We start from the raw sequence: 26514 nt of genomic DNA on the forward strand, positions 1-26514 counted from the left end.
TGTTGTTCGCGGTTCCGCGCCCACGCGGGCGGATTGTCGGCGCGGGCGTGCGACGCCGCGCTGCAGCGCCGCGGCGGTCGGCGCCGGGAGGGGCGCGTCAGCGGACGGTCTTACAGCACCTGAAACCGAGGTGGTAATTCACGTGCCACGCGTTCTCCATCGGCTCCACGTGCCAGCGCGGGCTGTAGGAGCAGTGGTCGGGGTACGTCTCCCTGTCCTTCGGCCGGGGCGCGTCGTGCGCGCGGGCGACCTCGACGTAGAACCAGGCGCTCCCCTTGAGCTGGCTGTACTGCTTGCCGTCGTCCCGGTCGCGGCGGGTCATGATCTCGGCCACATTGCCGTGCTGATCGAAGACCCCGAACCGGGAGCGGCACGCCGGGTAAGCGCCCGCCGGCTCGGTGTCGGTCGCGCAGGTCTCGTAGGCGGAGCGCGCCGTGTCGGCGTCGCAGGGCGTGCCGTCGATCGCGCGGTGCCGCGCCTGCGTGTGGCAGACGGCGAGATCGAGCTCGTCGCCGTAGGCGTACGTCCTCGGCTGGCCGCCCTCCGGGTCGCCGCGGCACGCGAGGCTCCACTCGTCCTCGGTGCAGAGGCGCTTGCCCTGCAGGCTGCACACGGCCGCCGCCTGCGTCGGGCCCGCCCACACCATCGGCAGCTCGCACGGCTTGTTGGGGAACTCGAAGACGTCGACGCAGAACTCGGCCGGCCTCGGCTTCCCGCGCGCGTGCTTGAAGACGGGCACCATGTTCTCGTGGCCGCCGCAGCGCGCGCGCTGCTCCTCCGTCTGGAGGACCACGTCGCGGAGCCCCTCGAGACACTGCTCCTTCGAGCGCGTGTGCCGCGCGAGCGCCCTGTTGCCCTGGTTGACGCGCGACGGCCCGCCGCCGCCGAAGTTCTTCTCCAGGAAGAGCTCGGGGTTCTTGAACCTGCGCTCGCGCGCCGTGAGCTCCTTCAGCGAGAAGAGCCGCACCAGATCGTCGCGCTCCTCGTAGTGCGTCGCCATCGGATCCCCGGCCGGCGGCGCCGAGCCGCCGTCCGCCGGAGGCGCGCCGGCCGCGCCACCGGCCGGAGGCGCGCCGGCTGAACCCGAGGCCGCAGGGCCAGCGGAGGCCGCGGGGCCCGCCGCGGGCGCGGAGGGGCCCGCCGCAGGCGGCGCGGCGGCGTCGTCGCGGCCGCGATCGGCGTCGCCGCAGGAGCAGGCCGGCAGGGCCGCGGCGAGCGCGGCGAGCGCCGCGAGCGCGAGGCGCAAGGGACGGGAGCGCTGTGTCACGTGGGCGAGGTCAGAGGGTCGCAGCGACGATCTCGGAGAGGCTCGCCTCGTCCACGACGCCGGTCAGGTACGCCGCGACGTTCCCCTGCCGGTCGATCACCACGAGGCTCGGCAGCTTGTCCACCCCGTAACGGACCGACGCTTCCTTCGCGTCGTCGATGAGGATCGGATACGAGAGGCCCTTCTTGAGGGCGTATTCGCTGGCCACGTGGGGCGGGTCATCCACGTTGACGCCGAGCACCACGAGCCCCCTCTTCTCGTACCGGCGCGCGATCCGGTCGAGGATCGGCGCCTGGACCGCGCAGGGGCCGCACCAGGTGGCCCAGAAATCGAGGATCACCGGCTGGCCCTTGAGCTCGGCGAGCTGCATGCGCGCGCCGGGGTCGCCGTTGGCCGCGACCGGCAGCGTCACGTCGGGGGCCGCCGCGCCGACCATGCCCCCGACCCCTGGCGACAGCCGCGGCAGGATCGCAAGGCCGAAGAGCGCGCTCACGGCGATGAGCACCGCGACTGCAGGGTAGAGAATCTTACCGGAACTGGACTCGGGTTCGGCCATCGGGGGCCTGGCCTTCATAGCAAATCTTTGGGCCTACGCCCGAGCGCCTCTGGTACGGTCCGGCGCCTCGACCGGCCGGGCGCTTCGTCGCACGGCCCGGGGTCGGAGGCGCAGCGCGGCCCGCCGCGCGACGCCGCCGCCGCCGCCGGTGGGGTCGGGGGCGCAGCGCGGCTCGCCGCGCGCTGCCACCGCCGTTCGGGTCACGTCGTCGCCCGCGCGCTGGAGGAACCATGCTGGATCGTCCGAATCTTTCACGAGAAAATCCCACGGGACCGCGCGGACGGCGCCCACCGCCCGGGCTCCTTCCGGTCAAATGGGCGGCCAAGTGGCCCCCCGATGACAGCGATCTGCCCGGAGCCCCGCCGGCGCCCGGCGGCGGAGGCGGCGGCGGCTTCGCGGACGACGGCAACTTCAAGCGCGGCCGGTTCAGCCCGGTGTCGATCGTGGTCGGCCTCCTCCTCGCGCTCGGCGCCGCGGGCGCCATCTGGTTCGGCGTCAAGCAGGACAGCCAGAAGATGACGGCCGACGCCATCTCCAAGGAGAAGAAGAACATCTTCGTCCTGCCCAAGAAGGACCAGCTGCCCCTCTGGCGCACGTGGGCCGCCTCGAGCGCCGAGCTGTCGCTCCAGCAGGAGGCGCTCATGCAGCTCGCGTGGGCCGGCGACCCCGAGGGCGTCGCGCTCGCGACGAAGGCGCTCTCGCTCCCGGACCACCGCGTGAAGGGCGTCGCCGCGCAGGTGCTCGCCTACTACGGCTCGCCCAAGGCCGACAGCGCCAAGCCCGCGCTGCTCGAGGCGCTCAAGGTCGCCGACGAGAGCGACCGGCCCCAGATCGTCTGGTCCCTCGTCGAGCTCAAGGAGCCGGCCGCGTTCAAGGACGCGATGGACCAGTACCGCAAGGGGTTCCTCTCGAAGGTCGAGCGGCTCGGCGGCGGCATGGCCTTCGAGCCCGAGAAGCTCGCCGGCCTCGTGTCGCTCGAGGAGCTCGCGAAGCTCGCGACCGACGAGAGCCCGTCGGTGCGGCAGCTCGTCGCGACGGTCCTGTCGCGCAACGCCGAGTCCAAGTGGACGAGCGCGCTGATCTCGCTCGTGAAGGACAAGGACGTCGAGGTCGCGCGCGAGGCCGCCAACGGCCTCGGGCGGATCGGCGACGAGACGGCGCGCGCCCCGCTCCTCGAGGCGCTGTCGAACGCCGACAAGGACAGCCGCCAGCGCTTCCTCGAGGCGCTGCGTGACGGCATCGGCGGCGAGGGGCTCGTCCTCGCCCTCGAGAGCGTGAAGAAGGACCCCGAGGAGACGACCTGGTTCCAGACGAAGCAGATCATGGAGATGCTGCGCGAGCTCGCCGATCCGCGGTCGGCCGATCCGCTCGTGAAGTGGATCGAGGCCAAGAAGCCGCCGCTGCACTGGCAGGGCGAGGCGGGGACGCGGCTCGCCGAGGTCGGCGACATCCGCGGCGCCAAGTACATCGGCGAGCGGATGCTGGCCGACCCGCTCAAGCTCTACAAGCTCGAGAAGTTCTGGGAGGCGGACGAGGGCGGGCACCTGTCGCGCACCGACCTGCCGCGCGTCGTCGGCGCCCGCATGCTCGCCGACCTCGCCACGGTCCACGAAGACAAGAGCGCCGAGCTCAAGGCCTCGGCCGAGGCGTCGATCATCCTGTGGCTCAAGGATCGCCCGCAGCCGCACGCGAACGGCCTGCGCTTCCTCGCCACGATCCGCTCCGAGAAGATCCTGAAGGACATGCGCGACTGGGCCTTCCCGACGGATCCGCTCCCCAAGGAGGGGCAGCTGCCGCCGTTCCCGGCGGCGTTCGAGACCGCGCAGAGCGCGCTCCGCTACGTCGGGCGCATGAAGGACGAGCCCTCCTACCCGCGGCTGCTCGATCAGCTCAACCGGAAGAAGGACCCGAAGATGGACATCACCCAGGACGGGCTCCAGGGCGCGGGGCTCGCGATGCTGGGGATGGCGCTCCGCGCGGTCGCCTACGGCGCGTCGCAGGGGCTCGCCGAGTGGGGCGACCCGCGCGCGGTGGAGCCGCTGACGAAGCTCATCGAGGACGAGATGTGGCACGAGGAGGCCCGCCAGGCCGCGTGCGAGGCGCTCGCCTGGTGCGCCGACGACAAGGCGATGGTCGAGGTGGCGAAGAAGGCGAAGGACTTCGCGAGCAAGACGGAGCCGCGCAAGCAGCTCATCGGCGCCTGTTACGCGTCGGCGCTCGCGCTCCGCCCGGTGCCGAGCGCGGCGGGCGAGCTCGTCCCGCTGCTCGTGGCCGACGTCGATCCCGGGGTGCGCATGGCCATCGCGCGCGCCATCGGCATCGGCGGCTTCGACGAGGGGGTGCAGGGGCAGCTCTTCGAGAAGCTGAAGGACGTCGAGGTCCGGAACGCCGCGGCGCTCGCGCTCATCCTCGGCGGCACGAGCGACACCGCGGCGCGGACGGTCGCGATGTACGCCGACTTCGACAAGGGGGCGCTCGACGACCTCAAGGACCACTACTACCGCGCGTTCGGCTACTGGTCGGACGAGGACTTCAAGCGCGGCAACCTCTACCGGTACGTCGCGAACGCCGAGGCGATCACGCGGGTGAAGGTCGCCGACGCGCCGCAGGAGTGGGCGCGGCAGCGGCTGCAGGCCCAGTTCGACAACCTGAAGTACGACAACGGCCCGCACTCCGAGACCCGCGTCGTGCTGCGCTACCGGCTCTACCAGGCGGCCAAGAGCGGCGACGGCGGGCAGAAGAAGGGCGCGATCGAGACGCTCAAGTTCATGAAGGAGAAGGGCGTGCTCATGGCCCTGCGGCACGAGCAGGGCGAGACCGGCGCGCTCGCGAAGCGCGCGTTCCACGAGCTCATGAACCCGAAGGCCACCGTGGCCGAGGACCTGAGCGCGCTCGCCCCGGCCACAAAGGCCGGGGGCGCCGCCGTGCAGTAGCGGCGCGCGGCCGCGCCACGCTCGGCCGCGCGATCCGGGGGCAAGAGGCCCGGGAGCTCTCGCAGGGAGGTCGTCCTCCCCGGGGATCCCGGGCTTCCTGTTTTTGTTCGGGCTGCGCGGCCGAGGCGGTGTCCAGCGCGCATCGGGCTGGTGGAGCGCCGGGTGTCCGGCGCGTGTCGGGCTGGACAAAACGCACGTTTCGGAAGAGTGTTCGCGCCGAGGTGCATCGTGGCTACCTGGCGTGATGAGCTCATCGAAGCCGTGAAATCGAAGGCGGAGCGCGAGTCGGAAGAGCTCGCGCGGCACAAGAAGCGGGTCGCCGAGGCGCTCGCGGCCGCGGAGTCGGCCGTGTCGCAGGGGGCCGAGTCGCTGAAGTTCGCGCACGAAAAGCTGCAGGAGAAGGGGCAGCCCGTCGTGCTCTCGCAGGAGCCGGACAAGCACCGGATCGCGTTCGGTGAGTTCAGCCTGGCGCTGGAGCTCCTGCGCGACTCCGCGATCGTCCGGGTGACGTTCGGCGACGGCAAGCCGCGCGAGTTCGACTTCGCGAAGGACCGCCACATCGCGCCCGCCGACGTGGAGGAGTACATCGGCCGCCGCGCGCTCGAGCTGGTCCGCGCGGCGCAGAAGGCCGCGCCGTGGTGAGCGCCGAGCGCGCCGCGGCTCGGCCGGCTGGTCGCGCGCGCGCGGTGGGGCTCCGCCACGGCTTCGTCGCGGGCCTGCTCGCCGCGCTCGCGGCCTGCGCTCCGTCGGCCGCGCCGCCCCGCGGGGCGAGCGCGCCGCCGGCCTCGCCGCCGGCCGCCGCCGTGGCGCCCTCGGCGCCGGCCTCGATCGACCTCGATCCCGCCGCGGAGGCGCGGATCAAGGCGGACGTCGCGTACCTCGCGTCGCCCGAGCTCGCGGGGCGCGGCACCGGCGAGCCGGGGGCCGAGCTCGCGGCCGATTTCATCGCGCGCCGGTTCGCCGAGCTCAAGCTCTCGCCGCTGGGCGGGGAGGGGAGCGACGCGAAGGCGTACAGGCAGGTGTTCGACGCGCGGGTGGGCGCCGACGTGGCGCCGGCGGCGCTCGCGGTGCAGCGCGCGGGCCGGAAGCAGAGCGTGGAGGCCGGCAAGCTGGTCACGGCCGACGGGAGCGCGAGCGGCACGGTCGCGGGGGCCGCGGTGCTCGTGGGCCATGGCGTGACCGCGGCGGCGCTCTCCTGGGACGACTACGGCGGCCGCGACATCGAGGGGAAGATCGCGATCGTGCTCGACGGCGTGCCCACGCTGGGCGGCGGCGCGGAGGCGAAGGCGCAGGTGGGGCCCGCGAAGGCCGGCGCGGCGCACGCACCGACCGCGCAGGCCGGTGCGGCGCACGCGGATCCGCATCACGCGCCGCGGCCGGCGGACGCGCTCCGCGACTTCGGCAGCGTCCGCTACAAGCTCCGCACCGCCCGCGAGCACAAGGCCGCCGGCGTGATCCTTGTCGCGGCGGGCGACGAGCTCCCGCGGGTGCCGGATGACGCTGCGAGCATGGGCATCCCGGCCGTGATGATCACGCGCTCCGCGGCCCGGGCGCTCTTCCCGACGGCCGGGCTCGCGCCGCCGGCGAAGCCCGAGGCCGCGAAGCCCGCGGCCGCGAAGCAGGCCGCCGTGAAGGCCCCTGCGCCGAAGCCGCTCGACGGCATCACCGTCGAGATCACGACCCAGGTCACCCCGCGAACGGCGCCGGCGTCGAACGTGATCGGCCTGCTCAAGGCGCGGGACGGCTCCCCTCACGCCGGCGAGTACGTCGTCGTCGGGGCGCACTACGATCACCTCGGTCACGGGGGCAACGCGCACTCGCGCGCGCCCGGCGTGCACGCGGTGCACCCGGGCGCCGACGACAACGCCTCGGGGACCGCGATGCTCCTGGAGGTGGCGCGGCGGTTCGCCTCGCTCCCCGCGCGGCCGGACCGCAACCTGCTGTTCATCGCGTTCGGCGCCGAGGAGATCGGCACCATCGGCTCGCGCCACTTCGTCGATCACCCGCCGGCGCCGCTCGGGGGGATCAAGCCCGTCGTCGCCATGATCAACGCGGACATGGTGGGCCGGATGCAGAAGGACAAGCTCCTCGTCGACGGCCTCGGCACCTCGCCCGACTGGAAGCCGATCGTGGACGACGCCGCCCGCGGGCTCGGCCTCGCGCTCGAGTTCGGCGTCGAGGGGTTCGGCGCGAGCGATCACACGTCGTTCACCGCGTCGCGCGTCCCGGTCGCCTTCCTGTTCACGGGCGCCCACGAGGACTACCACCGGCCGAGCGACACGGCGGACAAGATCAACGTCGCGGGCGTCTCGCGCTGCGCGGTGCTCGCGGCGCGGATGGCGCTCGCCCTGTCGCAGCGCGACGCGCGGATGGCCTTCACCGATCCGCCCGCCGACCCTCACCGCAGCGGGCGCGGCGGCTTCCGGGCGTCGCTCGGCACGCTGCCGGACTACGTGTACCAGGGGCCCGGCGTGAAGCTCACGGGCGTGCGGCCCGACGCGCCGGCCTCCCGCGCCGGGATGCAGGCGGGGGACGTGATCGTGCGCATCGGCGCCCACGCGGTCACAAACATCCACGACTTCATGTTCGCGCTCGGCGATCTCGAGCCGGGCCGCGAGGTCGTGATCGAGGTGGATCGCGGCGGCACCCGCGTGCCGCTCAAGGTCATCCCCGCCCCCGGCCGATGAGCCGGCGCCCCCGTCGCGCCGCGCCGCCGGCTGCTCCTCGTCGACGGCGCAGGGCCGCGCGCCGGCCCTGCGCGGGGTGCCTCGCCTTGCTGTGCGGCCTCGCGGCCGCGCTCCTCGCCTGCGATCGCCGCGAGCCCGCCGCGACCGACGCCGCGGTCGCCGTGAGCACCGGCGCAGCGGCGGACGCCGAGCCCGCGCCACCTGACGGCGCTGCCGCGGAGCTGCCCGACGCCGCCACGGAGCTGCCCGACGCCGCGGCGGCCCCGGATGGCGCGACCGCGGAGCCGCCGCCCGACGGCGGCTCGTCGGACGCCGGGCTGCCCGGCAGCTCCGAGGGGTGCCCGGACGACATGGTCCTCGTCGACGGCGACTACTGCCCCCTTGTCGAGCAGATCTGCCTGGAGCACCACAAGGAGTTCGTGAAGGACCAGGCGAGGCGGTCGAATCCTTACGGCGAGACCGAGGGCTCGACAAGCGTCAGCGAGCGCTGCCTCGAGTACAAGCAGCCGACCGCGTGCCTCTCGAAGAAGCGCACGCCGATGCGCTACTGCGTCGACCGGTACGAGTGGCCCAACAAGAAGGGCGAGCTCCCCGCGCTGCTCGTCTCGTGGCGCGAGGCTGCCAAGGCGTGCGAGGGCGCCGGCAAGCGCCTCTGCACCGAGGACGAGTTCAACCTCGCCTGCGAGGGCGAGGAGATGCTCCCGTACACGTACGGGTTCACGCGCGACGCGACGAAGTGCAACATCGACCGGCCCTTCCGCCAGCGCGAGCTGACGCTCTACCGCTACGAGCGGTGCATGCGGCACCCCAAGTGCAAGGCGGAGCTCGAGCGGCTCGATCAGCGCGTCCCTGCCGGCTCGATGCCGGCGTGCGTGTCGCCGTTCGGCGCCCACGACCTCAACGGCAACATCAACGAGTGGGTCGTGCGGCCGGGCCGCAAGTCGCCGGACCGGAGCGGGCTGAAGGGCGGCTGGTGGGGCCCGATGCGCGGCCGCTGTCGCCCGACGGTGGGGTTCCACAAGGAAGAGGATTACGGGTACGAGCAGGGGTTTCGTTGCTGCAAGGATGCGGCTCCGCGGTGAGCGCGCGGTGGCGCCTTCATTTTGAGGGGGGCGTGGCCGCCGACCGGGGGTACGCTCGCCTCCAGCGGGCCCGCGGCGCGGCGCTCGCCGGCGAAGGGCCTGCGGTTGCTCCTCCGGGGGCAGGGGCTCAGATCTCAGCGGCGGGTCGACCCGGCCCGTTGCTCACGCGGGGGAAGCCCCGCATCTGCGGGAGACCTTGATGAAGCGATCCATGTGGTTCACCAGCGCGCGCTCGGCTGCGGCGGTCGTCCTTGCTCTCGGAGGCCTCGGGCTCCTGTCCTCCGCGTGCCGGGGCAGCGAGGCGGAGGATCCGTCGACCCAGCAGCAGAACGCCTACAACCAGCAGCCTGGGCAATACCAGCAGCCCGGGCAGTACCAGCAGCCTGGGCAGTACCAGCAGCCTGGGCAATATCAGCAGCCGGGGTACCAGCAGCCGGGGCAGTACCAGCAGCCGGGCGCGCCCGCCCCGACGACGACGGCGCAGCCGAGCCCGCTCGCGCTCCCGTGTACGAACGACATGGTCTGCGGCACACACAAGTGCAACACGGCCGCGGGCAAGTGCGCCTTCCCCTGCGCCGCGAACACCGACTGTGCGGCGGGCTTCTCGTGCATGGGCGCCGGCTCGGCGACGGCGATCTGCGTCCCCGGCGGGCAGTAAGCAGCGGCTGAGGCCGGCCGCGCGAGGTGCGCGGCGGCCTCGTACGAGCACGAGGGTCAGGGGCGGCTGTTCCGGGGCGGCGTCACTCCGCCCCGCCCTCGGATTCGGGCGGCTCGGCGCGGAAATGGCTCACGGCCTGAGCTCCCGCGGTCGCCTCCGGCGAGGCGGCCGGCCTGCGCTGGGCCGCGCCTGCGCACTTGTCGCTCTTCATGGCGAAGCTCCCGATGCTCGTCCAGAGCAGGTCGAACTGGCTCTGATCGAAGCTGGAGCGGGACTGCAAGAGGTCGTAGCCGCCGTAGTTCGGGTCGGTCCCGTCGCCGTCCTCCGGGCTGATGAATCGATAGTGGCCCATGACGTCGGCGTGATCGGCGTCGACAAGGAAGCTCTGCGACGCGTCCGGATAGACCATCGATACACAGTTGACGATCCCGTCGTTCATCGCCGGCGCGAGCGGCTCGAGCCGGGTCGGGTCATCGAGCCGGGGGACGGCGCAGGGCGGTCCGAGGGCCGTCACCACCTCCGGATTCGTGATGTTGGCCGTGATGCCGTAAAAGATGCCAAAGGCGCCCAGGAATGCCCCGCCGGGATCGAGCTTCGCCCGGGTGACGATCGACCGGAGCGCGACGCCCCTCCGCTTGTAGTACCTGCTCAGGTCCTCCTCGACCTCCGCCCCGAGCTGGCTGGCTCTCCCTGCCTGTCTCGCGCTCTCGATGCAGCCCACGAGATCGCGCGGCGAGGCGCCGACGCCGCTCGCGAGCTGGCCCGCCGCGAGCTGGCCTTGGCCTGCAGACGACAGCGGATCGAGATCCCCGAACACGTCGGCGTCCTCTGCGACGTGCAGCAGCCAGCGGAGCACGTTGTAGTACTCACCGCGCGCCTCGGCCCTGGCGAGGCCGTCGCACTCCGTGGCGTGGAAGCGACCGAGCGTGTCGAGGGCGGCGCGGAAGATGCCGTCCGAGTAGCCGAGCGTCCGCAGGAGCGTCTTCATGTGGCCGGCCACGGCGCTCGCGTCCCTCGGGCGAGCCGCGCGGAGCCACAGGTGGAGGAGCGAGGCCGCGCCCGTGACGAGCGGCCTCCTCCGGCGGAAATAGTGGGCGAGGTTCGTCCCGCGGTGCGGCGTCGAGAGGAACTGGATCGAGCAGATGCTCTCGAGGATGCTCTCCGCCGAGACGCCGTAGACCCGCTCGTGCCGCTCGCTCGCGGAGAGGAGCAGGAGCATGAGCGTCTTGATATCCCTGCCGCCTGTCGAGTGGCCCACGAGATGGAGGCTGTCCCGCTGGCCACGGCCGGCGTTCTCGTGGAACACCCCCTGCCTGAACCGATCCGCGAGCCAGCGGAGGAGCCCGTGCGCGCGGGTGTCCACGCTCGCCGTGGGCAGGTTCGGGAAGCAGTGCACCGAGAGCGGGCCCAGATAGGGCCCGGTGTCGGTCTTCCGGAGGACCTCGGTGACGCCGCAGTAATAGACGACCGAGCCCAGGATATCAAAGCCCGCGAAGCCGGGCACGAGCACGAGATGGCTTCTTGACTGACTCATGCCTTTCCCTCCCACATGGAATAGCCGGGAAGGTTAACGAAGCATCCTAGTTCGGGGCAAGCGGAATCGTGGCGCTCGTGAACGGCCCGAGGTCTCGGTCTTCGGTCTCTACGCCAGCACGATAGCCCTTGATGCCGTCCAAGTCGTATGAGCGCGCAGGCTTCTGGCGATCTGCGCCGAGGCGGGGAGGAGGCGGGGGCGCCGGGCAAGGCGCTGCGTAGTAGGGATACGCCGCCACGTGGAAGCTGCGCAGGTTGTAGAGCGGGATCCCCGGGAACTTGTGGTGCTCGTTGTGAAGCACCGGGTGGACACGAGCTACGATGAGCTCGGGCGGGTGCGGCAGATCAAGTATCCCGAGGTACCACCGGCGCTCAGGGGAACCACGCCGCGACCTCGACCACCTCACGCGCCGCGCCGGCGAGACCCTCGTCGCCCGCGAGGGCCGCGATGAGCGGCGCGAGCTTCACGAGGCTCACGCCGTCGCCCGCGAGCGCGGCGGAGCGGAAGTCGCCAGCGAGCGCGTCGAGCAGGAGGCCGAACGCCGCGGCGGCGCCCTCGGGCGGAAAATGGCGGGCCAGCGGGAGCAGCTCGATCAGGCGGTCCGGCTCGTCGGCGCCGAGGCGCAGGGCCAGGTGAAGGGCCCGGCGCGTGAGCTCGGACGCGTGCGCGGGATCGTGGCGCGCCAGGAAGCCGAGGGCGATCTGGTGGTGGGCGTCGCCGAGCGGCGCGATCCATGCGAGCAACGCGTCGCTCTCGCCCGCAGCGCCGAGCCACGGGCCCACGTCGAACAGCAGCCCGTAGCGATCGAGCGGCTCGGCCTTCCAGATGGCCGCGTCGATCCGCGCCCAGAGCGGCCCCGGCTCGGTGGCGAACGGGAGGCTACGGGCCAGCGCCCGTATGCGCGATGATTCCGACAGCGCCTCGATCAGGTCCTCGGCGGGATCGCCCTGCGCCCGCAGGCGCGGTATCAGCCCCTCGAGGAGCTCGGCGGCGCGCTCGCCGAACCCTGGTGCGAGCGCCGCGGCGCGGCGGGCCTCCGGGGCGTCGAGGAACGGCACGAGCCGCGCGAGCGCCCAGTGCTCGTTCAGGTCGTACGGCTCGATGTGCCGCTCCACCGCGGCGAACGCGTCGCGCACGCGGTCGGGATCGCCGAGGACCCCCGCGATCGCGGCGAGCACCCGCGCCCGCGCGGGCCCAGGCAGCGCCTCCGCGTCGGGCCAGAGCGCCTCGGCGACCGCGCGCGGGAAATGTTTGGAGAAGCAGTCGACATCGCCAGGATCTCCGGCGCCGTCGCGGAGGCTGGCGAGCGCCTCGCGCGCGACCGCGGCTCCTTCCTCCGGAGGCAATCCCCCCGTCGCGACGAGCATCTGGTGCGCTCGAGCCTCCGCGTTCTCGGCGGTCCGGAACGTGGCGAGCGCTTCTCGCGCGAACGTGTACCCCGCCTCGCCCCCGACGACTTCGGCGAGGCTCAGGAGGACATCCCCGCGGAACTCGACGTCCAGGATGCGCCGTGCGGCGTCCGCCGCCCACGCGAGCACCTCGGCGCGCGCCGGGCCGGCCGCCATCGCCGCGCCGAGCGCGGTGAGCGCCCTGGCCTGCCGCCGCTCATCCGCGATCGGCGTTTCCCGAGTCATGGGCTCGACGCCCACAGGAGCATCGTGGTCCTCGCGGTCCGCGCATGTGTTCATGCTCGCCTCGACGAGGGCCGCGCGCACCGCGAGGGTTGCAGCCTCGTGACCCGACGGAAGCGTCTCCACAGCGCGCCGGCGCACGCGCTCGAGGTCAGCGACGAAGCCGAGATAGCCCTCGGGTCGAGCCATCCAGCGGGCGAGGTGCTCCTCGGTGACCAGCGCGGCGAATGCCTGGAGCGGCGCGGTGGCCTGCTCGAGGTGCGCCCGCGTGTAGGCGCAGGGATAGCCGTCCGGCGGGAGCGACAGCAGGCGGCGGATCGACGCGTCCCGCGCGCCGCGGTCGAGGCGCTCCTCCACCGCGCGGCGGGCCGCGTTCGAGCGGAACGCATAGGTGCCATCGACGGCCGTGACGAGCGGCTCGATCCCGGCGAGGGCGCCGTCGATCGGGGCTCCGAGGGCGCTCGTGATCTCGTCCTCGTGAAGCCGCCCGTAGGCGACCGAGAGCAGGCTGAGGAGCCGGGCCGGCATCGCGCCGGTGGCAGCGAGGAGCGCCGCCGGATCGCCCGGCGCGGGCCAGGGCCGCGCCGGCAGTGGATGGAGCCGCGTGCGCGCCGGATCGAAGCCGAGGCGCGGGATCCACGCGCGGGCGGTGGCGTCGTCGCCCTCGACGGTGGCGAGCACTTTAACGCGGGGACCCACGGCGGAGAACAGCGCCGGCCAGGAGGCGAGCGGCTCCGCCTCCTCGACGTCGGTGATCGCGAGCAGCAGCGAGGGTTCGTCCTCGGTTGGCCCCACGCGCAGGTATTCCTCCGCAAGTTGCGTGCGCAACCTCCGCGGACGACCGCCTGCGTAATCGGCGACCAGCCGCGAGACCAGCAGCGCGAGGATGTCACGCTCGAGCCTGAGATCAGGCCCGATCGGCACGAGCTGCGCACCGCAGGCGACACCTTCGTGCTGTGCACGGACCAGGTGGGCGGCCACGACCGCGCGCCGGCTCGCGCGCGAGCCATGCAAGATCGCATAGGGCAGGTCCGGCTCGTCGAGCCACCGGCCGAGCGCGGCCAGCGCGGTTTGCTCGTCCGGGTCGAGCGTGGCGCGCGACGCCTCGTCCCAGGCGCAGCGGCAGGCGCGCTCGACAGGCTCGGGGGCGGGGATTCGGGGCCGGGGTGTCGTCATCGCACGTGGCTGGCTGCTCTGCGTGATGCTTCCAAATGAAGAGAGGTGTCCAGAGATATTCTGACGGGAGGGCGACTCGTAGAAGAAGGTGCGGTGTCGAATTCCTGCTGCGCGGGGGCGAGCTCGGATGGAGGATGGGTGAGAAGGTTGAGGGATGTTGCGAGGATAGCGGGGGTTGGCACTGAGCTGGCGAATGGCAAACACGCCGCTTCGCCAGGAACCGTGGTTCCGCGCTCCACCCGCTCGGCGCTCAGGGGAACCACGCGGCGACCCGCACCACCTCGTGCGCCGCGCCGGCCAGGCCGTCGTCGCCCGCGAGGGCGGCGATGAGCGGCGCGAGCTTCACGAGGGTCACGCCGTCGCCTGCGAGCGCGGCACCGCGGTATTCGTCGGCGACCGCGTCGAGCAGGATGCCGAGCGCCGCGGCGGCGCCCTCGGGCGGGAAATGGCGGGCCAGCGGGACCAGGTCGAGCAGGCGGCTCGGCTCGTCGGCGCCGAAGCGCAGGGCCAGTGGGAGGGCCTGACGCGTGAACTCGGGGGCGTGCGCGGGATCGTGGCGCGCCAGGATGCCGAGTGCGGTCAGGCGGCCACCGTCGCTGAGCAGCGCGACCTCGGCGAGGAGCGCGTCGCTGTGGCCCGTCGCCGCGAACCAGGGGCAGACGTCGAAGAGCATCCAGCCGCGCTCGCGCGGCTCGGCCTGCTGGATGGCCTCGTCGATCCGCGCCAGCAGCCGCGCCGGCTCCGCGGCGAACGGGAGGCTGCGGGCCAGCGCCCGCACGCGCGCCGCTTCCGGCAGCGTCTCGAGCAGGTCCTCGGCGGGATCGCCCAGCGCCCGGAGGCGCGGGATCAGGCTCTCGAGGAGCTCGGCGGCGCGCTCGCCGAATTGGGGTGCGAGCGCTGCGGCGCGGCGGGCCTCCGGGGCGTTGAGGAACGGCACGAGCTCCGCGAGAGTCCGTTGCATCAGCAGGTCGTACGGGTTGACGTGCTGCTCCACCGCGGCGAAGGCGGCGCGTACGCGCTCGGGATCGCCGAGGCCGCGCGCGAGCGCGGCGAGCGCTCGCGCCCGCGCGGGCCCAGGCAGCGCCTCCGCGTCGGGCCAGAGCGCCTCGGCGACCGCACGCGGGTAGCGGTCGGCGAACAGGTCGAGATCGCCAGGATCTCCGCCGCTGTCACGGAGGACGGCGAGCGCCTCGCGCACGACGGCGAGCCCTTCCTCCGGAGGCAACCACTTCGCCACGAAGAGCATCTGGCGCGCTCGCTCCTCCGCGTTCTCCGTGGTCCGATACGCGGCGAGCGCTTCCCGCGCGAACGCGTATCCCGCCTCGCCCCCGACGACGTCGGCGAGGCTCAGGAGGCCATCCCCGCGGAACTCGACCTCCGGGGTGCGCCGTGCAGCGTCCGTGGCCCACGCGAGCACCTCGGCGCGCGCTGGGCCAGCCGTCATCGCGGCGCTGAGCGCGGTGAGCGCCCTGGCCTGATCTCGCTCGTCGGCGATCCGCTTCTCCCGATCGATGAGCTCGACGCCGACGGGAGCATCGTGATCCTCGCGGCGGGCGCACCAGTTGATGCTTGCCTCGACAAGGGCCGCGCGCACGGCGAGGGCCGTTGCCTCACGACCCATTGGAAGCGGCTCGACGGCGCGGTGGCGCACGCGTTCGATGTCGGCGACGAAGCCGAGGTAGGCCTCGGGCCGAGCCATCCAGCGGGCGAGGTGCTCCTCGGTGACCAGCGCGGCGAATGCCTGGAGCGGCGCGGCGGCCTGTTCCAGGTGGGCGCGCGCGTAGGCGCAGGGATACTCGTCCGGCGGGAGCGACAGCAGGCGGCGGATCGATGCGTCCCGCGCGTCGCGGTCGAGGCGCTCCTCCACCTCGCGGCGCGCCGCGTTCGAGCGGAACGCGTAGGTGCCCTCGATGGCCGTGACGAGCGGCTCGATCCCGGCGAGGGCGCTCTCGATGGGGGCCCCGAGGGCAGTCGCGATCTCGTCCTCCCGAAGGCGGCCGTAGGCGACTGAGAGCAGGCCGAGTAGCTCGGCGGATGCTGCGCCCGTGGTCGCGAGGAGCTTCGTGGGATCGCCCGGCGCAGGCCAGGGCCGCACCGGTAGCGGGTGGATCCGCGTGCGCGCCGGATCGAAGCCGAGGCGCTGGAGCCACGCGTGGGCCGCGGCGTCGTCGCCCTCGACGGTGGCGAGCACCTTGACGCGGGGACCCACGGCGGCAAACAGCCCTGGCCAAGAGACGAGCGGCTCCGCCTCCTCCACGTCGGTGATCGCGAGCAGCAGCGAGGGGTCGTCATCGGTTGGCCCCACGCGCAGATGCTCTTTCGCGATACGCATGCGCAACCACCGAGGAGGACCGCCACCGCAACCGGCGAGCAGCCGCGAGGTGAGCAACGCGAGGATGTCACGCTCGAGCTTGAGATCAGGCCCGATCGGCACGAGGTGCGCGGCGTACGCCGTGCCTTCCTGCTGCGCACGGACGAGGTGGGCGGCCACGACCGCGCGCCGGCTCGGGTGCCGGCCGTGCAAGATTGCATAGGGTCGGTCTGGCTCCTCGATCCATCGGCCGAGCGCGGCCAGCGCGCCTTGCTCTCCGGGGTCGAGCTTGGCGCGCGACGCTTCGCGCCAGGCGCAGCGGCTGGCGCGCTCGATGGGCGCGGGGGCGGGGATTCGGGGCCGGGGTCTCGTCATCGCGTGCGTCAGGTGGTGAACGGGGGGGTTGTGGAGCGCGTCGTCCGGATGTTCCGTTGTCGAGAGTGTCTATCCTGGCTGCTCTGCGTGATGTTCCCATCCCACCGCCCCATCTTGTTCACCTTGGTCTCCTTCTCTTCATTCGGGCCGACCACGCCGCCCTTCGCGTCCTCTCCGATGTTCGCCGGGTGGAGGCCGAGCTCGCGGAAGATCTGCGCGCACATGGGGCAGGGCGCCATGCCCTCGCCGGTCTTGTTCGTAGTCTCGATCGTCGCGCCGTTCCTGAAGCGCTTCTGAAGCTCGGCGCGCACCTCCTCGTTGGTCATGTCAGGCTTCCCCTTCGCCGTTCGCTGGGCGTTTCCTTCGGCGCGGATCTGGCGCGCCAGCTTGTGCAGCGCGTCCACTTCCGAGCACGTTGTGTCCCCCGTCGGGGTTTTCTGCGGCTCGCGCGCCTTCTGCGCGTTCTTGACGGCCTCGGTGATCGCGTCGTCCTTGCCGAACCGCTCGCGCTGGGCCTCTGCCCCTGCCCCGCCGCGCTCTCCCTGGCTCTTGCCCTCGATATCGGCCGGCACCCCGCGGCGGTTCTTCGGATCGGTGAAATCCTTGCCTCCAGGGTTGTTCCCGGCCGCGTTCCGGACGGTCGAGAACGGCATCAGCCCGCTCGGGTCGACGAAGCGCGTCGGCGCATTGCCTGCGTAGTCGAAGCCGTTGAACCCGCCGTCGAGCCCCGCCGGGTCCGCGCTCAGGTACCGGCCGAGCGCCGGGTCGAAGTAGCGGTAGCGGTTGTAGACGAGCCTCGTCTCCTCGTCCTCGTACTGGCCCGGGAAGCGGAGCGGCGTCGTGGTCCGCCCGCCCTCCTTCACTTTCGCGCCGAACGCGGATCGGTCGAGCTCGCACACCACCTCGCCCGCCGGGCCGACCAGGCGCTCCGGGGCGCCCACGTCGTCGTTCAGGTAATGGAACCACGGGCTCTCCTCGCGCCGCCCGCCCGCCATGCGTGCGTCGCGGTGGGCCCACGGGGCGTACCGGGCCTCCTCGAAGCAGTACGTGCGCTCCTCCACGACGGGATCGCCCGACGCCTGCGCCACGCGCTTGATCTCGTGGACGAGCACGCCGCCGTCCCATACGAAGCGCACGCTCGACAGCTCGCGCCGCCGCCCGTCGGGCGCTCGCTCGAACGTGCGTTTCCCGATGCGCCGCGCGAACGGATCGTAGCTGAGCTCGATCACCTTCCCGTCGGGCCTCTCGACCGCGGCGAGCAGCCCGAGGGCGTTCCACGTGTACCGCGTCAGCCGGCCCTCCGCGTCTCGCGCGCTCGTGAGCCTGCCCGACTCGTCCCACGCATACGTGGTGCCGCCCTTCTGCACCAGGCGGTTCCCGGCGCCGTAAGCGCGCTGCTCGCCGTCCGGCTCGTGGAGATTGCCCGCGGCGTCGTAAGCAAAGCGCTGCCCCCGGCCCCGCTCGTCGCGGACACCCAGGATCTGCCCCGCGGCGTCGTGCTCGAACAGCCTCCGGCCGAGCGCGTCGTCCCACGACTCGGCGAGCTCCGAGCACGGCCCGTAGCGGAACGCCTGGTACACCGTCGTCCCCGGCGGGCGAGGGCCGACCCACTCGGGCCGGCCGGCGCCCGCGCTGGCTTGCCCGGGGTGGCCCACCCAGCGCTGAGCCATGCGGCCGAGCGCGTCGTAGACGACCTGGATGCGCCCGCCATCCGGCAGCGCGCGGGCGATCTCGCGCCCGAGCGCGTCGTGCGCGACGCCGACCGTGACACGCCCGTCCAGCACGACCTGCGTGGCCCGGCCGCAGGCGTCCCGCGCGAAGGCGACCGAGTGGCCGAGCGACGTCGTCCGCTGGGCGACGTTGCCCATGAGATCGTACGTGCGCCGCACGAAGAACGCGTCCCCCGACGCGATCTGCCGCTCCTCCACGACCCAGCCCACGGCGTTGCGCGTGAACGTGAGCTCCCCGGCGGGCGTGACGGCGGCGATGAGGTGGCCGCAATGGTCGTACTCGAACGATTCCGTGGCGCCGTCCGGCAGGGTGCGCTGGACCAGCTGTCCGGCCGCGTCATAGGTGAACTCCGTGAGCTCGCCCGCGCCGGTCTTCTCGTGGAGGAGCTGCCCGGCCATGTCGTGCCGATAGTACTTCTCCAGCCCAGCGAACGTCCGCTCGTACACCATGCGGCCCGCTGTGTCGTAGCGCATGAGGTACACGTCCCCCCGCGCGTTCTCGGCCCGCACGAGACGGCCCTCGCGATCGTAGCCGAGCCGGTTCACCTCGCCGTTCGGGCGGCGGATCGCGCAGACCTTGTGCAGGCCTCCGCGATCGAAGCGCGTCGATGTGCCGTCCGGGTGGTCGACGCGCACGACGTCCCCGTTGCGGTCGTGGGCATAGCGGGTCACGCCCCCGTCCGGGTGGCGCACGGCGATGCGATCGCCCCGATCGTTGTAGGCGTACGACGTGACGTGCCCGAGCGCGTCGCGCACCGACAGGCAGCGTCCCCAGGTATCGTAGACGTACCCGGTGACGGCGCCGATCCCGTCGACCTTCTGGACCACGTTGCCGTGGCCATCGTGGACGAAGCGCGTGCGCGCGCCGTTCGGCGCGACGGTCTCCGTGATGAGCCCGCGCGCCTCGATGCGGACCTCGAAGGTCGCGCCGATCGGATCGGTCCAATAGAGGACGCCCGCGGTGCGCGTCACCTCCGTGACGCCGCCGGCCGGGTCGGTGACGCGACGGATATGGCCGTCCGGCTCGCGCTCGATGACGGTGGTGCGGCCCAGCGGATCGCTCACGCGGAGCGTACGGCCGCGGGCGTCGCGGACCCAGGCCGTGGTGCGGCCCAGCGGGTCGGTGAACGAGCGGAGATTGCCGTTCTCGTCGTAGGTGCGGCCGTAGACGGCCCCGCCGGACACGGCCTTGTCGAGCTTGCCGAACTCGTTGGCGAAGTAGCGGTGCACGGTGATCGAGTCCGCCACCTCCGAGTACCCGTCGTCGCCATAGAGGAGCTTGCAGTGGTAGATCCCCCGGGCCTTCGTGCCATCGGCGAGCGTATCGGGCACGCCTTCGGCGAGGCCGAGGCGCCCCGGATCGGGGTGAGCTCCCCAGGTCTCGACGCAGCGGCCGCGCTCGTCGTACCGGAAATGGAAGGTGAGATCCTCTGGATCCGTGCGCGAGGTCAGCCGGTGATCTTCGTAGGTGTAGCGGGTGACGCAGCCCTCTGCGTCCGTATCGGCGACGAGGTCGCCGCGCTCGTCATAGGTGTAGCTCCGCAGGGTCACCCACCTCCCTTGCTCGGGCGCATTCTTGATCTCGAGCGCGGCGATGCGGCCGTCGGGCGTGCGCCGCACGCGCACGACGCGGCCGGCGGCGTCGGCGATCGACTCGATGCGTCCGTCGCGGTAGGCGAGCCACGTCGTGTTGCCATGGGCGTCGCGCACGGCGGAGAGGCGGTAGATCGAGCCGGCGTGCTCGGAGAACAGGTAGAACGTGCCGGCGGCGTCGTCGAGGACGAACCCGCTGGCGTCGCGGGTCAGGACCCAGCCGTCGGGGCCGAGGCCCGCGTCCCCTTCGGCGATGGCGTCGAACGAGAGCTCAGCCCCCGTGTCGGTCCACAGCACGGTGGTCCGACGCCGCACCTCGACGGCCCACGCGAACGAGTGCACCCAGCCGAAGCCGAGGCCGACGTCGCGCTCATGGGGGATCGAGCGTAACAGGGGGGACACAGCACCTGAAAGGCGCATCTTCCCGCCACAGCCGCACAGGAAAGCACATCGACCCGCGGGGCAGTCGCAAGGTCTATCGCGCTACCTATGACACCATTTACACTGTCGCAGAACTTGTGCCCGCGCGGCGAGTGCCAAGGCGACGCTCGCTTCGCCACTCGAACAGCGATCGGCTCCGGATCGCTCGGGCGCGAGGGCCCGAGCGCGAGGCTCAGGCGGTGACGCCCGGCTGGATGCCGTTCAGCGCCATCATCTTCTGCCGCTCGGCTTCCTTGTTGATGTCGCGGTACCGCTCGTCGAGCTTCGCGATATCGAGCCTCAGGATGCGGCCGTACAGCGCGAAGGCGATGCCGACGATCGACGGGTGGCAGGCGGACTTCACCCGCTCATCGTAGTGGGGATACGCCGCCACGTGGAAGCTGCGCAGGTTGTAGAACGGGATCCCCGGGAACTTGTGGTGCTCGTTGTGGTACGTGACGTTGTTCCAGAGGAAATTCGTGACGTGCGCCCGGGTCCCGTAGGTGCGAGAGCTGTACGCGTCCTCCCCCGGCAGCATCTCGTAGTGCTCGATCATCGAGGTCGCGCTGGCGAGGACCGCGCCGAAGACGAACGGCAGGACGTAGAAGAAGAAGAACACCTGCCACGGCATGACCCAGAAGAAGAAGGCCATGAGGCCGTAGAAGCCGAGGAGCTCCAGGTTCATCCTGACGCGCTGGAGCGACGACAGCCGCTTCACGTACCGCGCCATGCAGCCGAGGAAGTAGAGCGGGTAGGCGAACGTGTAGACCGCGAGGAGCAGGAGCTTCGCGAGGACGGGGTTCCGCGTGTAGTCCGTGACGACGAAGTTGTCGACGTCAGGGTACGTGTTCGCGATCTTGTGATGATGAAGGTGGTAGTTCGTGTAGAGCGTCACGCTCATCCCGGTCGGCGCCCAGCAGAGCAGGGCGATGAGGTACGAGACGGGCTTCGAGCGCGAGCAGCTGCCGTGGACGGCGTCGTGCGCGACCGCGCCGAGGCCACGGACGAGGTTGGCGATCACGAACGAGCACGCGATCCCGATCGGGATGGCGAGCGCGTGGCGCTGCGTCGCGTACAGCACCCACGTCAGCGCGGCCCAGATGCCGAAATGAAGCGGTATCTTGAGCAGGTAAATCGGGTTGCGCTTGTAGGCAGCCTGCAGCAGCTCCCGCGGTACCGTATCCATGCCGGCCATGCTGATCTCCGTGTTTCTCGCGCGTACGCGGCCCGGAACTTCGCAAAAAAAGGGCGAGGAAACAAGAGCACGCCCGCTTTTTACCCCGGGGCGCGAAGGCTCTTACGCAGGGGCACGAGGGCGCCGCCGACCGGGCTTCGCGCCCCGCTTGAGGGGCGCGTCCACTGCCGCTAAGACGCGGCGATGGCGACTCGCATCGAAAAGGACAGCTTCGGGCCGATCGAGGTGCAAGCCGACCGCTACTGGGGGGCGCAGACGCAGCGCTCGCTCGAGAACTTCCGGATCGGCGGCGAGCGCTTCCCGCGGGAGATGATCGCGGCGCTCGCGACGGTCAAGAAGGCGGCCGCGCTCGTCAACCGCGACCTCGGGCTCCTGCCGGCCGACAGGTGCGGGCTCATCGCCGCGGCGGCCGACGAGGTGATCGAGGGGAAGCTCGACGACCATTTCCCGCTCGTCGTCTGGCAGACGGGGAGCGGCACCCAGACCAACATGAACGTGAACGAGGTCATCGGGAACCGCGCGATCGAGCTGGGCGGCGGCGTGATGGGCTCGAAGTCGCCCGTCCACCCGAACGACGACGTGAACCGGTCGCAGAGCTCGAACGACGTGTTCCCGACGGCCATGCACGTCGTCGCCGCGCTCCAGATCGAGCGCCGCCTGCTCCCGGAGGTCCGGCGGCTCCGCGACACCCTGGCCCGGAAGAGCGCGGCGTTCGCCGAGATCGTCAAGATCGGCCGCACGCACCTGCAGGACGCGACCCCGCTCACGCTCGGACAGGAGTTCTCCGGCTACGTGGCGCAGCTCGACGCCGGCATCGCCGCGATCGAGCGGGCGCTCCCGCCGCTCCACGAGCTCGCGCTCGGGGGCACGGCGGTCGGGACGGGGCTCAACGCCCACCCGGAGTTCCCGGCGCGGGCGGCGGCCAAGATCGCCGAGCTCACCGGGGCGCCCTTCGTCACCGCGCCGAACAAGTTCCAGGCGCTCGCGTCGCACGACGCCCTCGTCGCGGCGCACGGCGCCCTGAAGACGCTCGCCTGCAGCCTGAACAAGATCGCGAACGACGTCCGCTGGCTCGCGAGCGGGCCGCGCTGCGGGATCGGCGAGATCACGATCCCCGAGAACGAGCCGGGCAGCTCGATCATGCCGGGCAAGGTGAACCCCACCCAGGCCGAGGCGATGACGATGCTGTGCGCGCAGGTGCTCGGCAACGACGTCGCGGTCGGCGTCGGCGGGGCGAGCGGCAACTTCGAGCTCAACGTGTACAAGCCGCTCATCATCCACAACGTGCTGCAGTCGATCCGGCTGCTCGCCGACGGCTGCGCGTCGTTCGACGAGCACTGCGCGCGCGGCATCGAGCCGAACCGCGAGCGGATCGCGCGCAACGTCCGCGAGAGCCTGATGCTCGTGACCGCGCTGAACCCGCACGTGGGCTACGACAACGCCGCGAAGATCGCCAAGAAGGCGCACGCGGAAGGGAGCACCCTCCGCGAGGCGGCGCTCGCGCTCGGGCTCCTGGACGGGGAGGCGTTCGACGCCATCGTGCGGCCGGAGAGGATGATCGGGCCCTCGGCGGGGGCGGGCGCGGCTGGGGCGAAGAAGGGGTAGCGCCGGGCTGCCCGGCCCCGGAGAGGGCGCTCGCAGCCCGGAGACCCGACCCAGGTTGGGAGACCCGACCCAGGTTGTAGAGCCCCCGCCTTCGACGCAATCCGTTGGCAGCGGAACGGCCGTGGCGGCATCAGCGGCCCCTCTGGAGAGCCCGGCCCACCGGCTGAGCTCGCGCTACCCCGGTTCCATCCGGTCGCTCAGCGCACCAGGCGTGTTGCCGCCGTGGGCGTCGGGACGTAGTAGCCGCGGGCGAACAACACGACGCGTCCTCCCGCGTCGAACACCAGATCGAGCGTTTCGCCCTGGCGCAGGACGTGAGGACGCCCGTCCGCGGCGCAGTACGCGGGGCCCGGCGTGATGCCGCAGCCGCGGGGATGGATCCGCGCGCCGCCTGCCTCGACGAACACCTCGTCGAGGAACGTCACCTCGGCCTTCTCCTCGGAGATCCGGATCGTGATCGGCCCGGCGCCGTGCTCCCCGAGATCGAGCGACTGCACCGTCGCCGCGCGCGCGCCGCGCACGTCACGGAGGATCTCGCCGATCCTGTGTGACCTGCCGGCGTCGCGCACGTCGACGTAGGGGCACGCCGCGAGCTCGTCGCATACCTGCACATGGCGCGTCGGCTTGCGGCCGCTCTCGGTCATCTTGGTTCCGGCGGCGTCGAGCCGAAACGTGACCTGCTCCCTCGCGACCTTCTTCGCCCCCGCGACGCGGTCGCACGCAGTCCACCCGTCCTCGATGTAGCGGGCGGTCCCGTCGCCGGGGAACTGCAGCTGGTTGATGCCATACGCGCCGATCACCTCATCGAGCACGGGCACGAGCGAACCTGTGTGCAGCACGTAGACGCGGTAGCGATCCGGCGGATCCTCGATGTCGGCCGTGGGCGCGGCGAACAAGACGCCCCGTCGCGTGGCGCCCAGATCGACGATCGCGAGCCGGGCCTGCTGCTTCCAGTACACCTCGGAGCTCGGCTCGATCTCGACATGGATCGACGCGGCGCCGGCCGACAGCACTCCCCCGGCGCGCAGCGTGATCTGCTCGTCGCCGGGCACGCCGTCGACGTCGCCCTCGGTGGAGAGCAACACGGCCCCCGGCTCCGGCTCCGGCGCCGCAGCGGCCGCGCCGTGCCCTGCGTCGGCTCCCTCGGCCGCCGACGACTCGGGTGTGTCCGGCGAGGGGGCGCCGGCCGGTGCAGCCTCGATCGTGTCGGCCGGCTTCGGCGGTTGCGCGATGACCGGCGACGGTGTCGGTTGGCACGCCGAGCCGCACGCGGTGGCCAGGAGCGGGATGACAAGCAGGATGGCAGAGCGATGGTGCATGGGAGAGCTGCGCCCGAGGCGCCGGGACAGGAGATTCAAATACTCGGGGAACGTCAAGCCCGACGTGGCTAATCCCCGAGCCGCTCCTTCAGGGGCCAGGAAACCTGAATAGCTTTTTAGCTTCTCGATGTCCTTCCTCAGATTGTTGTAGAAAGTTGGCAAGTACACCACGTCGTCGACGCTGGTTATGTCTGCCCGCCTAGCCAGACCTTTATGTGCCGGTTCTGCTTTGATCCCTCCCAGCAATCGCCGATGTCAACGGCTAATCTGGTCCTTTCGCCGATTAGACCCATTGTCATTGTCTCACTGTATTGCGCCTTTGCGTTGAAGTCTCTCCCGGACCCCTGGCGCGTGGAGCTGGGCGCCGAGCTCACGACCCTCGAGGAGACCCTGTTCGCCGCGCGGCGCGGGGGAGCCGTCGAGAGCCTCCAGGCTGAACTCTCTTCGATGCGGCGCCCGAGCAGGGAATGGACCACGGCAGTCGCGCCACGGCCCCGGGCAGGATCGCCTGAGCGCCGCGCTCGCTCTCGATCGCCGGAGACTCCGGCAGCACCACCGGCGCGAACGTGACGCGGAGCGAGCCCAGCACGAGCGTCGGGCCCGCCTCCTGGTCCTCCTCGGCTGGGCCCTCGACCCTCGCCGGCCAGAACGCCGGGCACGCCGGCCTCCAGCGCGGCGGCGGGGCGAGCCCGCCATCGGGAACGGGCGGCGATCGACGTCGATCGCCGCGGGTATCGGCAACGACGAGTGTCCGCGGATCCCGAGACGCCGGAAAGGGCAACACGCCCGGCGCGAGGCGGCGCGTTGACTCCCCGTCGATACCTGGATACACGGGCTGCGCCTGCCAGCGGCGCCGCTGCTGCTCTCGCAGCGATTCCCACCATCGCCGCCGGCCGCCACGGATGCCGATGACACCTTGCTCATTGAGTCGTCGCGGCGCGGATGCTCTGTGCGCCAGGGCGCTCTGCCGCGCGGGGGGCGCGGCAGAGCGCGGCGCGGCCGCCGCTGCGCTCCTGGCGGCGGCGCTCTTGTGTGCGCCGGCCGGCGCGCAACCCGCCCAGCCGCTGCCGGTCCAGCCTCCCGCCGCCGACCCGCTCCCGCTGCTCCCGCCCGCGGCGCCGACGGTCCCGGAGGACCCGGCGACGAACCCTGCTGCCGCCGCTCCAGGCGCGCCCGCCAGCGCCGCCACGCCGCCCGCCGCGGCCGCGCCGCCGGCCGCGACGTCACCGCCCGCAGCGTCGCCGCCCGGCGCCGCGCCCCCCGGCGCCGCGCTGCCGTCCTCCGGCGCCGCGCTCCCTCACGCCGGCGCCACGCTGCCGCCCGCCGCCGCGGCCGCGCCGGCGCCCGCCGGGTCGGACGCCGCATCCCCGGCTCGGGGCGCGGCGGCCGGCCCGCCCTTCCAGCTCAGCCTCGGCCGGCTCTTGCTCTCGCCCCTCGTGCTCGTGCAGGCGCAGGCCGTGCCGTACGTCGGCGAGCACGCCTTCCTGCAGGCGGGCGACGTCGCCGAGGGGCAGGGCTTCCGCGTGCGGCGCGCCCGGGTCGGCTTCGCGGGGACGCTCGCCGGGTACGTGCCGTTCGCTGTCGCGGGCGAGCTCGCCGCGGGCGAAGGCGCCGCTCCGCGGCTCTCCGAGGCGTGGATCGGCTACGCCCACTTCCCGTTCGCGCACCTCTATTTCGGCGCGCACGACGTGCCGTTCAGCCGCTCGGCGATGACGGGCGCCGGCGAGGGCGCGCTCATCGAGCGGCCCTTCGCCGTGCGCGCCATGGCGCCCTTCCGCCAGGTCGGCCTCCACGTCGAGGGGCACTTCCGGGACAGGACGTTCAGCTACTTCGCCGGCATGTTCAACGGCTTCCAGCGCTCGGATCAGTTCTTCACCGGCTACCTCGAGAACGCCGGGAGCTTCGGCAACCGCTTCGACCACATCGCCTACGTCGCGCGGCTCGCCACCGAGCCGCTCGGCCCCCTGCCGCGCTCGACGCAGGACCTCGCCGTCTCGCGCCCCCGCCTCGGCGCGGGCGCGAGCTACTTCTTCAGCGACGGCGGGACGCGCGACATCCACGGCATCGGCGCCGACGTCCTGGTCCACGCCGCGGGCGCGCACGCGCTCGCCGAGCTCCTCTGGAACCAGAGCGACCCCGAGCGCGCCCCGACGCAGCCGCTCGGCCAGCTCGGCCCGATCACGTCGCTCGGCCTCGTCGGCGAGGTGGGCTACTTCGTGAGGCGCATCAAGCTCGGCGTGAGCGCGCGGTTCGAGTGGCTCGATCCCAACCTCGATCTCTCCGACGAGACCGACAGCTGGGCCCTCACCGCCGGCGCGAGCTACCACTTCATCGACAACGTGCTCAAGGCGCAGGCCGACTTCACCCACCGGCAGGAGATCCACGGCGTCGCGCTCGACAACGACGCCGTGGCGCTGCAGCTCCAGCTCAACCTCTAGCGGC

General features: G+C 72.2%; 16 protein-coding genes. 7 read left to right on the forward strand and 9 right to left on the reverse strand.

Features of this window, described 5'->3' with window-relative positions; translation table 11 throughout:
- Positions 1 to 97: 97 nt before the first annotated feature.
- Positions 98 to 1267, reverse strand: coding sequence for an SUMF1/EgtB/PvdO family nonheme iron enzyme (locus WME75_RS45875; protein ID WP_437484719.1), 1170 nt, complete (start codon positions 1265 to 1267; stop codon positions 98 to 100).
- Positions 1268 to 1277: 10 nt separating this feature from the next.
- The gene (locus tag WME75_RS45880; RefSeq protein WP_437484720.1) at positions 1278 to 1772 is read right to left on the reverse strand and encodes a TlpA family protein disulfide reductase; all 495 of its coding nucleotides are present in this window, start codon (positions 1770 to 1772) and stop codon (positions 1278 to 1280) included.
- Between the two features lie 281 nt (positions 1773 to 2053).
- On the opposite strand from WME75_RS45880, the gene WME75_RS45885 reads away from it, so the two are divergent.
- From WME75_RS45885 to WME75_RS45905, 5 genes are all read left to right on the forward strand, one after another.
- Complete coding sequence (locus WME75_RS45885) at positions 2054 to 4756, forward strand: HEAT repeat domain-containing protein (protein WP_437484722.1); 2703 nt, start codon at positions 2054 to 2056, stop codon at positions 4754 to 4756.
- A gap of 261 nt (positions 4757 to 5017) precedes the next feature.
- Entirely contained in the window at positions 5018 to 5398 is a 381-nt protein-coding gene (locus WME75_RS45890; protein ID WP_437484724.1) for a hypothetical protein, read from the forward strand.
- On the forward strand, positions 5392 to 7443 hold the full coding sequence (locus tag WME75_RS45895; RefSeq protein WP_437484726.1) for a M20/M25/M40 family metallo-hydrolase: 2052 nt from the start codon (positions 5392 to 5394) through the stop codon (positions 7441 to 7443). The genes WME75_RS45890 and WME75_RS45895 overlap by 7 nt, the downstream gene beginning before the upstream one ends.
- An 86-nt stretch (positions 7444 to 7529) precedes the next feature.
- Complete coding sequence (locus WME75_RS45900) at positions 7530 to 8525, forward strand: formylglycine-generating enzyme family protein (protein ID WP_437484728.1); 996 nt, start codon at positions 7530 to 7532, stop codon at positions 8523 to 8525.
- Positions 8526 to 8724: 199 nt separating this feature from the next.
- Entirely contained in the window at positions 8725 to 9183 is a 459-nt protein-coding gene (locus tag WME75_RS45905) for a hypothetical protein (protein WP_437484730.1), read from the forward strand.
- A gap of 82 nt (positions 9184 to 9265) precedes the next feature.
- On the opposite strand, the gene WME75_RS45910 is transcribed toward WME75_RS45905, so the two are convergent.
- From WME75_RS45910 to WME75_RS45935, 6 genes are all read right to left on the reverse strand, one after another.
- A complete protein-coding gene (locus WME75_RS45910; protein ID WP_437484732.1) occupies positions 9266 to 10717 on the reverse strand; it encodes a hypothetical protein in 1452 nt (483 codons plus the stop codon).
- Positions 10718 to 10763: 46 nt separating this feature from the next.
- The gene (locus WME75_RS45915; RefSeq protein WP_437484734.1) at positions 10764 to 11018 is read right to left on the reverse strand and encodes a hypothetical protein; all 255 of its coding nucleotides are present in this window, start codon (positions 11016 to 11018) and stop codon (positions 10764 to 10766) included.
- 70 nt (positions 11019 to 11088) lie between these two features.
- Entirely contained in the window at positions 11089 to 13524 is a 2436-nt protein-coding gene (locus WME75_RS45920; protein ID WP_437484735.1) for a hypothetical protein, read from the reverse strand.
- A 250-nt stretch (positions 13525 to 13774) separates the two neighbouring features.
- Positions 13775 to 16210, reverse strand: coding sequence for a hypothetical protein (locus WME75_RS45925; RefSeq protein WP_437484737.1), 2436 nt, complete (start codon positions 16208 to 16210; stop codon positions 13775 to 13777).
- 8 nt (positions 16211 to 16218) lie between these two features.
- Positions 16219 to 19935 carry an RHS repeat-associated core domain-containing protein gene (locus tag WME75_RS45930; protein WP_437484739.1) on the reverse strand — a complete coding sequence of 1239 codons (3717 nt, stop codon included), beginning with the start codon at positions 19933 to 19935 and terminating at the stop codon, positions 16219 to 16221.
- A 211-nt stretch (positions 19936 to 20146) separates the two neighbouring features.
- On the reverse strand, positions 20147 to 21139 hold the full coding sequence (locus WME75_RS45935) for a fatty acid desaturase family protein (RefSeq protein ID WP_437484741.1): 993 nt from the start codon (positions 21137 to 21139) through the stop codon (positions 20147 to 20149).
- Positions 21140 to 21331: 192 nt separating this feature from the next.
- Between WME75_RS45935 and fumC the strand changes: the two genes are divergently transcribed.
- Complete coding sequence (gene fumC / locus WME75_RS45940) at positions 21332 to 22753, forward strand: class II fumarate hydratase (RefSeq protein ID WP_437484743.1); 1422 nt, start codon at positions 21332 to 21334, stop codon at positions 22751 to 22753.
- A gap of 197 nt (positions 22754 to 22950) precedes the next feature.
- On the opposite strand, the gene WME75_RS45945 is transcribed toward fumC, so the two are convergent.
- A complete protein-coding gene (locus WME75_RS45945; RefSeq protein WP_437484744.1) occupies positions 22951 to 24072 on the reverse strand; it encodes a hypothetical protein in 1122 nt (373 codons plus the stop codon).
- Positions 24073 to 24980: 908 nt separating this feature from the next.
- Between WME75_RS45945 and WME75_RS45950 the strand changes: the two genes are divergently transcribed.
- The gene (locus WME75_RS45950) at positions 24981 to 26510 is read left to right on the forward strand and encodes a porin (RefSeq protein ID WP_437484746.1); all 1530 of its coding nucleotides are present in this window, start codon (positions 24981 to 24983) and stop codon (positions 26508 to 26510) included.
- Positions 26511 to 26514: the final 4 nt, after the last annotated feature.

Origin of the sequence: Sorangium sp. So ce1014 (genome assembly GCF_051521505.1) — a bacterium.
Classification (GTDB): domain Bacteria; phylum Myxococcota_A; class Polyangia; order Polyangiales; family Polyangiaceae; genus Sorangium.